This is a genomic window from Acetobacter sp. P5B1 (assembly GCF_018811985.1).
GTDB lineage: Bacteria > Pseudomonadota > Alphaproteobacteria > Acetobacterales > Acetobacteraceae > Acetobacter > Acetobacter cerevisiae.
This window is the reverse complement of sequence record NZ_JACRVS010000062.1, coordinates 1-1,993: the sequence shown is the minus strand read 5'-3', so window position 1 is coordinate 1,993 and position 1,993 is coordinate 1. Positions and strand designations below refer to the sequence as shown.

Below are 1,993 nucleotides of genomic sequence, written 5' to 3'. Positions count from 1 at the left end.
GCAGTCCATGGCGGCAGATCGTTCGGCATCGCACGCCATGCAATGCCGTAACGGATCACATACCGAAGACCGTTGAACAACTCTCTCAGATTATGGTGTCGCTGGTCCGCATCTTCTTTCATCAAAAGGAGGTATGGAACAATCAGAGACCACTCTTCGTCACTGATATCAGACGGATACGGTTTGCGGGCAGTATTCATCCATCTGTTCTGGAACACTTACGCCAGAAAGTACATAACACCCTCTAGTCAGCAAGGACTGAACATCCTCTGGATAAAACACTATGCGCCCAGCCATCCGCCGATGGGTTGGCCGCCCCTCAAACTCTGGCACCATTCTCAAATGCTGGAGTAAGTAGGTGCGCCCTACTATACCTTTCAAGCGTTCCAGCGCCTAAGCCAGAGTCAATAGGGTGGGAAACGGGTCTGGCATTTTCCCTCCAAAAACGACATTGGACTAATTTTTTTAATTTGTAATTTTTATTAGTCCAGTGTAGATTAGGAATCTATAAAATTTGTCATAAATAACATATGGTTAAGTGGGACAAGACGTGCAGCGGACCGAAACGTCAAAACTTCTTGAAAATTTAGTCCATCTTTCGAGACTGGCTTTACAAGCTGACAAACAGCAAGTGGAGGCGTTTATACGTCGCCTTACCCGCACACTTATGAAAGACCATCCAGACGCCGGAAAAGCCATCGAAGGATTCATCGGCGCAGGCGCTACAACCAGAGCTCGAGAAAAACCAGAGACAACATCATCCACAGGGATGCGCTTGGTACCTGTAGACCAAGAAAGCCGATGGGACCTCCTTAATATTGAGGTAGCCCCTTTTGTATCCCCAGCTCCGATTATGAGTGCGAAACTTTCAACAGAAATCGAGCAGGTCATCGCGGAGCGTCTACGCACTCCGGAGCTAATAAAAGCCGGGTTAGAGCCTTCTCGAACCGTACTATTTACAGGGCCTCCAGGAGTGGGAAAAACACTTACAGCCCACTGGATGGCGCAAAAGCTGAATAAACCGTTATTCACACTAGATCTCGCTTCTGTAATGAGTAGCCTACTTGGGAAAACCGGAAACAATCTGCGCGCAGTCCTTGAATACGCTAAAGCTAATGATGGTGTGCTGTTCTTGGATGAATTTGATGCAGTCGCCAAGCGCCGAAATGACGATACTGAAGTAGGAGAGTTGAAGCGACTTGTTACTGTCATTCTGCAAGAAGTAGACAAGTGGCCCGCCAACCGATTGCTGATTGCGGCGACAAACCATGGTGAATTATTGGATCCCGCCATCTGGCGTCGTTTCGATGCGGTTATAAACTTTCCTTTACCCGATACAACTCACTTAGAGCAGATTTTTTCTGAAGAGCTGGGGCCAGATAGCAGCCAAGATTGGGCACGAGCTTTAGCAATAGTTCTTGATGGTCAGTCTTATTCAGATGCAGCACGAACATTACGTACGCTTAAACGACAAGCAGTACTAACCGATACTGCTGTAGAGGTATGCGTTCTCGATTTAATTAAACGTGAAACTCATGCTTTACCAAAATCAAATCTGAAAGCGTTAGCTGTTCGGTTAGAAAGCGCGGGCATTCCCCAGCGGCAAGTAGCAGAAATGACGGGCTTATCACGGGACACCATCCGCCGTGCCCGTAACGAGGAGGCTTAAGATGGATAACCCTATTAACTACCTTATTGGCCAAGGCGAAACATTAAGCCAACCAATTTCATTAAAGCGCGGCGGAGATGGAGGGATCGAAGAACCGTTGGTTGATGCGCCTGGCTCGTGATTTCAGGGTTTTGGCGATTTGATTGACGGTTTTTGGGGTAGCTTTTGATCTGCGTTTTGAGCAGATCGGGGACTGCCCTCCCGCTGGATGACTACGCGCTCGCGTTCAACCTTTCGAGGAAGAGGAAGCGGCGCATGTTGTAGACGATATTGGCCAGCCCGATCCTCATGGTGGCCCGGGTGATACCGACAGTTCGGATGAAC

The 1,993-nt window shown here is 48.5% G+C and carries 2 protein-coding genes and 1 pseudogene; 1 reads left to right on the top strand and 2 read right to left on the bottom strand.

What is annotated here, in order from left to right:
* On the bottom strand, positions 1–200 hold a 200-nt coding region (locus tag KP703_RS15250; RefSeq protein ID WP_215754528.1), incomplete at its 3' end, for a transposase.
* Between the two features lie 350 nt (positions 201–550).
* Here KP703_RS15250 and KP703_RS15755 point away from each other — a divergent pair.
* Positions 551–1,669, top strand: a complete 1,119-nt coding sequence (locus KP703_RS15755) for an AAA family ATPase (protein ID WP_215755537.1) — start codon at positions 551–553, stop codon at positions 1,667–1,669.
* A 212-nt stretch (positions 1,670–1,881) separates the two neighbouring features.
* Here KP703_RS15755 and KP703_RS15240 read toward each other — a convergent pair.
* A pseudogene (locus tag KP703_RS15240) lies at positions 1,882–1,993 on the bottom strand (IS5/IS1182 family transposase); the annotation flags it as partial.